This window comes from Telluribacter sp. (assembly GCF_035998675.1).
GTDB lineage: Bacteria > Bacteroidota > Bacteroidia > Cytophagales > Spirosomataceae > Telluribacter.
Genome location: NZ_DASYHI010000021.1, coordinates 138,442 through 146,215, shown reverse-complemented (window position 1 = coordinate 146,215; position 7,774 = coordinate 138,442). Strand labels below are relative to the sequence as shown.

The 7,774-nt window shown below is 56.0% G+C and carries 2 protein-coding genes; both read right to left on the bottom strand.

Annotation, left to right across the window (positions count from 1 at the left end):
* The coding region (locus tag VGN67_RS19430) for a right-handed parallel beta-helix repeat-containing protein (RefSeq protein WP_327488556.1) at positions 1–3,075 on the bottom strand (3,075 nt) is incomplete at its 3' end.
* A gap of 60 nt (positions 3,076–3,135) precedes the next feature.
* Positions 3,136–7,761, bottom strand: a complete 4,626-nt coding sequence (locus VGN67_RS19425; RefSeq protein ID WP_327488555.1) for an Ig domain-containing protein — start codon at positions 7,759–7,761, stop codon at positions 3,136–3,138.
* Between the last annotated feature and the right edge of the window lie 13 nt (positions 7,762–7,774).

Sequence of the window (7,774 nt, the reverse complement as noted above, 5' to 3'; positions counted from 1 at the left end):
GGTGGCCGTAAAGATTAGAGTCGGAGCAGTAGCATCCTTACAGACGGCGGTGCTGCCGTTGATGCTGGCCGTCAGGTCGGAGCCCACGGTGATAGTGGCGGTCTGGGCGGAGGTGGGCACAAACTCACAGCCGTTGGCATCCACTACCTTCACCAGCGCGTAGACATAGCTGCCCACGGTAGAGGTAGGCTGGGTGAGCGTAGCCGTCGTAGCTACACCGGTAGTAGCCAGTTGGGTCTGGCTGCCGCTGTTGAGGGTGTAGTGGAAGGTGTAAGGGGCTGTGCCGCCGGTGACGGTAAAAGTCAGAGTGGGAGCCGTAGCGTTCTGATTGACCGTAGTGGTACCACTTACCGTAGCTGCTGTCACAGGCGTCACCGTGACGGTAGCTACTGAGGAGTTAGCTGCTGTACAGCTGCCGCTGGTGACCAGGGCGCGGAAGTAGGTAGTTGCCGTCAGGTTGCCGGTGGAAAGGCTGGCGGTGGTCTGGCCGCTGATGTTAGCCCAGTCGGTGCCGTTGTTGGTGGTGCTACTTTGCCACTGGATGCTGCCGGTGTGGCTCGAAAGGGTAATAGTTGTACCTGTGCCGGTGCAGACGGTAGCGGCCGTAGCCGCAGCGGTACCTCCTACGGAGACAGGACTTACCGTTACCGTCGCCACCGAAGAGAAGGCCGTCGGGCACGCACCGCTGGTCAGTACCGCGCGGTAGTAGGTGGTGGCCGTCAGATTGCCAGTGGAAAGGGTAGCTGTGGTCTGACCACTGATGTTAGCCCAGTCGCTGCCGTTGTTGGTGCTACTGCTTTGCCACTGGATGTTGCCGGTGTGGCCCGAAAGGGTGATGGTAGTACCCGTGCCGGTGCAGACTGTCGAGGCCGTAGCGGTTGCTGTACCTCCTTCTAAATTGGGACTGACCGTAACGGATGCAGTGGTAGATGTAGCTGTACTACAAACGCCACTGGTCAGTACAGCGCGGTAGTAGGTAGTAGCGGTGAGATTGCCGGTGGAAAGGGTGGCGCTGGTCTGTCCGTTGATGTTGGCCCAGTCACTGCCGTTGTTGGTGGTGCTGCTCTGCCACTGAATGGTTCCAGTTTGGCCCGACAGGGTAATAGTAGTTCCCGTGCCAGTGCAGACAGTGGCGGATGTGGCGGTTGCCGTTCCTCCCACGGAGGCGGGATCTACCGTGAGCACAAAGGCCTGAGAGGTCAACGTGTCGCAGGCACCGTTGATTTGCAGGGTGTAGCTACCACCATCAGTGGTCTGCACGTTGGTCAACGAAAGGGTGGCTGTAGTCTGGCCGTCCACAGCCAGATTACCTTTGTACCACTGGTAGGAGGTAACCGTACCCGTTACCACCACGGATGCCTCTGCCCCACTGCCCGCGCAGACGGTGGCGCTGGCCAGAGGCTGGGTCGTGATGGACAGCGGCTGGCTGGGCTCGCCCTGGTACTCGTAGGCGCCCAGGTCAATGATACCATTGGCGTAAATGCGGTCTTTGCCGGCCAGGTCGGTCAGGATGTTGGCGATGGTGGCCGTTCCGGTACCGATCTCAGCGCCGTCCCAGGTCCGCGTGGGACCGTCCAGGTCGGCGGCGTTGTCGCCCGCGTTGATGGCCGGCGAGCAGGCCGAGAGCCGCAGGTTGCCCGCTGTGGTGGGTGCATTGGCGGCATTGGGCGGCGAGAGAAATAAGGGGTCATTGGCCGGATTAGTACCATCCAGGTTGGTGCCGCCTGGGTTAAGGCCTTTAACCAGTGAATAGTTAAGGGTGACAGAACCGGAAATTTCTGGATTGCCATCCGCGCTGTTGCCCCAGAGGATGCAGTTGGTCAGCGTGGGAGAAGAATTAAGGTTATACATACCCCCGCCATCGCCACCATTAACCCTATTCCCGGCAAAGCTGCAGTTGGTCAGCGTGGGAGAAGAAAATGCATTATACATGCCCCCGCCGTAGGCAGAACTGCTGCCCTTAGCATTATTTCCGGCAAAGCTGCAGTTGGTCAGCGTGGGAGAAGAACTGGTGTTATACATGCCCCCGCCACGGCCATTGGTTCCATTAGCACTATTCCCGGCAAAGCTGCAGTTGGTCAGAGTGGGAGAAGAACTAATGTTATACATGCCCCCGCCATAGCCAAGGGCACCAGCATTAGCACTATTCCCGGCAAAGCTGCAATTGATCAGCGTGGGAGAAGAACTGGTGTTATACATGCCCCCGCCACGGCCACTGGTTCCATTAGCACTATTCCCGGCAAAGCTGCAGTTGGTCAGCGTGGGAGAAGACCTTTCGTTATACATGCCCCCGCCGTAGGCTGCGTTACCAGTAGCCCTATTGCCGGTAAAGCTGCAGTTGGTCAGCGTGGGAGAAGCGTATCTGTTTTCCATACCGCCACCACTGCCCGAACTACTGGCATATCCTCCGGTAATGGTGAAGCCATCCAGCACCGCACTGCTGGTCAGCGGGTTGCTTTCGGAAAAATTATTATAGATTACATGCTCGCTGTCGGCTGCATCTAATTCGTTATTCTTGTTAATATCACCCGACAGAATGGTGGGGTAGGCCACCCAGTCCCGCTCGGTCAGGGTGGGCGTGCCCGTAGTGGGGAAGCCCCCGTAGATGGCCACCCCGTTTTTCATCACAAACGATGCCATCCGGTCGGTAGTGCTGGGGTAGTAGGTACCTTGGGCTACCCATATCTCTTTCAGGCTGGCGCTTTCGGGGTAGCCCAGGGCGCTTTGCAGGTCGGTGAAGGCGTTGGCCCAGTCCAGACCGGTGCCCGAGCCGGTGGCGCTGGCATTGACGTACAGTCTTTCCGGCCCCAATGACACGACCTCGGTCACCGTGGCGTCGTTTGCCGTCAGGGTTTTGGGGTCATTGGTGAGAAAGGGGTTAAAGTTGGTACCGCTGACAGTGCCCTGGTTGGATACCTGCGTGGTGCCGTTGTTGATGGTCACATCATAGACGATGATCAGGCTTTTGCCGGGAGGAATGGTGCCAATGGACGGTATGGTTTGCGCCTGAGCGTTCAGGCTCACAAAAGCCAGCATCAGCAGCAGGAGGTTCTTCAACAGTAGAGTATGGTTCATAAAAGGTCTTTCAATGGTTTTTATATTACCAGTCTTTGGTTTTAGTTTTTACTTCTAACGCTAGGGTGTATTACAGTTTCCTGCCGAAGTTGTACCAGAAGCATTGCTAAAATTTGAATTGCTAACAGCTCCTGTAGCTGCTGGATTATTGGCTGCAAAATAGGTTGCTCCTGTACCATCATAAGAAGGCATTGTAAGTGTAATCACGGCCGCTGGCAATCCTGAACTTCTAACTCGTATACCAGTTCGAACAGCATTGGTAACTACGTTGCCTGTTATATTTAAACACATTGTTAATATATCAGTATTTAGAGCACCCATTCCTACGTTAATTCCATCGAGTGAACTTGCTCTACCCTCAGCAATATTATTTCCCTGAATTCTTGCTTCAAGGGTGTGCCCATTCGTAGCATCACGAGCAGAAACAGCAATCCCATGCTGGCCAAACCGCCTGATAGTATTATTTAAAATAGCCAGTCTTGTAATTCCACCATTTCCGTTAGTCTTAACAGTAATACCATCACCTACGGCAGAGCCCGAATTCTCTACACCTGTAGTACCAATAGTATTTCCTGATATAGTGCCACTAAACAGGCCAAAATTTGTAAAGGAAGCTCCTCCCAACCTATTTATATTAAGTGCCTGAGAACTAGAGGCTACATTCGTTTGGAAATTATTGTTAGTAATACTAAATGTATTTGTACCGCTTGAACCATGGGCGACAGATAGACCAACGAAGTTATTTGAAAAGGTGCTTGCGTTAACCGTAAGGTTTAAGGTACTGCTTTGTGTAGTTTCAGTTCCCGAATCAAATCCAAAAGCTGAATTACCTGAACTAGTAATGTTTTGAATATTCGCGGTTATGTTTGATGATCCGTATGCAAGAACTTGGAGACCATCTCCTGCCTGTGCACCACTGAAGGTGCAGTTAGTCAAATTAAATGTAGTTGTACCAGAGGTATTTTTAAGGACAAAAACATGCTCGGCAGCATTTTGAAACAAACTGGTTGTTACGGTATGCGTACCAGTTACATTATCAAAAGCAACATTGCGGATATCGGCTGCAGGCACAGTAGCAGCATCTGAAGCATTGCTCGTAAATTCACTATGTATAATAGAAATTGCGCTACTACTGCTTGCACGCAGCCCATAACCAAAGGCTTTTCCAGTTACCTGCACATTATCAATATTTAGCCCAGTCACCGACGTGGCAGTTATGCCATTTGATCCTCCATTTTGTATTAATATATTTCTAAGGATTACACCGCCGGTATTTTCCAGTGAAATCGCAGCACCGGTTGTGCTAGACAAAGTACCTCCTGAACCAAGAACTAAAGTTCCTCCACCTGACTTCGCAGTAGTTCTTCCTCTGGTTGTGTTTGCAGCATCTGATGAGCCGTCTCCAATGACACTAAAGCTTCCATTTCCAGTATTATTTAGAACAATTCCATTTGTGGCACCATTAGCAGAAATACTTCTAAAGGTGAGCCCACTCGCCCCGATAGTTGTATTCGATATGTTGAGAGCCGTACCTGTACCTGACGAGATGGTGTTAGTGTTAGTGCCGGTGGTGATATTCACCGTGCCCCCTCCGGTCGCACTAAATCCGGCCCCGGAGGTGGTGGTTATCTGCAATCCTCCACTTCCAAAGTTTATAGTACCACCCACGTTGCTGGTGTTTAGGTCAACGGCCACGGAGGTACCCGTTGTCAAGGTCTTCAGAGGGTTGTTGAAGTTGATGACGCCCCCGTTGCTGTTACGTACCCGGAGACCCGTTCCGGTAGAAGCTATATTCCCGGTCTGGAAGGTGAAGGTGTTGCTGTCGTGGTTATCTATGTCTACCGCATAGCCAGTATTGTCACTAATGCTTCCACTGTAGGTGCCCGAGGCATTGCTACTACTCATGGAGAAGGCCGTGCCGCTGGGGCTGGTAATGGCCGTACCCGTACCGAAGGAGAAGGTACCGGCCGAACCACTCAGGATGTCAATACCGGCATCACCACCGTTGAGCGTGGTGGTGCCGTTGAAGTTGTAAGTACCATCGGCATTGGTGAACTGCAGGCCGGTGCCATTGGTGGCGCTCAGGGTGCCCGTGTTAAAGGTAAGCGTTCCGGTATGGCCGCCGGCCACATTGACCACCGCGGCATTGGCCGCCTGGCTCACGCCCCCACCGTAGGTAACCCCTACGCTGCCCCCGCTGATATTAAAGGTAGCACCGGTGGTGGAGCTCTGCGTGCCGCCGCCAATGCTCACCGTGCCGGTGGTGTTGGTTAGCGTGAGCGCATTGGCCGCGCCGCTGCTGCTCATGCTCCGGATAGTTACGTCCACACTGGTAGCGCCCGAGGCCGTGAGCGGGCTGTTGCTGCCGGTGTTCATGTCGATGCCGTTAACCACCACCGAATTAGCCAGGGTAAGGCCTCCGGCCAGCGTGGGGGTATTGTCGGCTACGCCCGTAATGGTCAAAGCGCCTACCGTCAGGGTTGCACCCGCTCCCAGCAGCCGCTGGCTGGCCTGCAGGCTGAGGCCTCCGCCGGTGGTGCCGCTGGTTTCCTTCTGCACGTAGATGTAGTGACCACTGCTGCCCAGCGTGCCGCCCGGCAGGGCGTTGAGCGGGGTATTGGAGCGCCCGTCACCCGCCGCGCCCCCGGCCTTCACGTACCAGACCATATCGGAGAGGTTGAAGGTGATCGTAGCCGTGGCCGATACACCATTGGAAGTACCCGTGTAGGTGTAGCTGTCGGTGCCGGGCACGAACGCGTTCAGCGGGGGCGTGTAAATAAACTTACCCGTGTTATCCATTGTAATGGAGCCTCCGCCGCTGGTGGCCACGTTGGTCACGGCGGTAATGGCGATGGCTGCGTCGGAAGCATCGTTACCCCGAATGTTGGTGGCGCTGGTCGTAAAGGGCGTGGCCGGGGTAGACTGTCCATCCGCCACCAGCTGGGTATTTCCAACGGCGGCATAAGTGTCGTTGGACAGGTTGGGGGCCACGTTCACGACTATATTCAGGGTGCCGGTGCAGCCGTTGGCGTCGGTGTAGGTGATAGTGGCGTTGTAGCTGCCGGTGGCTGTGGGCGTTCCCGAAAGCTCTCCGCTGGCGGCATTGATGGAGACTCCCGCGGGCAGGCCCGTGGCCGACCAGGGCGTAGCCGGGCTGCCTGTCCCGTTGGTTTTGGTATAGGTCACCGGGCTCATGGCTTGGTTATAGACCAGGCTGAGCGGAGTCGTGCCACTGACGGTGATGAGGAGCGGGTTAGTCAGGGTGGCACTGCCGGTCTTGATGTGGCCGCTGGCATCTTTGACGGCCAGGGTATAGGTACCCGCACCCAGGCCGGAGAATACATTGGACGCCTGGAAAATCCCCCCGGCTCCGTCTTTGGAGTAGGTGAGCGTGCCGATGCCGCCGCTGGCGCTGATGGTCAGGCTGCCATTGGTCTGGTCAGTACAGGCCGGATCAACGGTGGCTACGGTGAAGAAAATATCGGGCAGGGTAATGCTGACGGTGGCCTCGCTGGTGGGCAAATCAGCCGCCGCCCGGGCCACGTACATGAACTGGTCCACGCCCGTGAAGTCAGCGGGGGGTGTGTAGCTGGTGATGAGTCCCGCCTCCGATATGGTAATCTGCCCCCCGGCCGTGGTAGCACCCACCGAACCGGCGGTGGTGGTCGTTCCTCCCGAAGCTACTGTTCCGTAGGATACCACCGTTATTCCCGGCAGGCCGTAGTCGTTGGTCAGTACGTTCAGGCTGGCGGCGCTGGTAATAGGCGTGCCGGGGCTGGTGGTGAAGTAGTCATCGCGGGCCAGGGCTGAGGATTTCAGCGAGCCGGTGGTATAGGTGGTGCCGGTGGGGGCGGGGTTGGAAAGTGTTACGCCTTCTGCCTGTCCGCTGCCGGTGTTACTGAGCGTATCGCGGTAGGTGATGGTCTCGCCGGGATTGGCCTTGGTGTCGCTGTTGGTATCTAAGACCACATCGCCCAGGTCCGCCGCCAGAGCCGGGGTAGCGGCATTGGCCGTTACCGACACCCCATCCAGGCCCAGCCCCTGGGAGTTGGTGGTCTGGGTAGTGAAGAGCCACCGCAGGTAGATATCGCCGTTGTTAGCGATATTCAGACTGTTGATGTAGACGCTTCGCGCCTGGGTGGCCGGAGTCCCAAAAGTATAGCTGCTGCCCGCCGTCGAAAAGGCGACTTGCCCGGTAGGCAGGGGAAACCAGTTGCTTCCGTCGGTGGAGTAGAAAAAGTCAACGGTGGCCGCAGAGGTATTCTGTACATACTGCTCAATTTGGTAGCTGACCGCAAGCGAGGTGATGGCTGCTCCGGTGGTGTTGCGGTAGTGAGCCAGGATAGCGTTGGGACTCGAGTAGGAGCCACTGGTCATAAAGCCGATGGCCCGCTCGGAAGAAGAGCTGCCCCAGTTGTAGCGCCCGCCCGCGCTGGGAGTACCGCTGCTGGCGGCTTCTGTGGCAGAGCTAAGATTAGCAGGCAAGCTCCAGACGGCCGAACTGCCCGCCCCGGCGGCAGACATCTTCCAGTGGGCGGGAAGCGAGGCGGTGTTGCTGCTGCCGATGCCGTCAAAGTTTTCTGTCACGGGCGTGGTGTTGGGGATGAGTGTTTGGCCAACAGCCAGGAAAGGCAGAAATGATAACAGCAGGATAAATCCGGGAATGAGGCGTAGAGCTTTTTTCATAAAGCAGTCACTG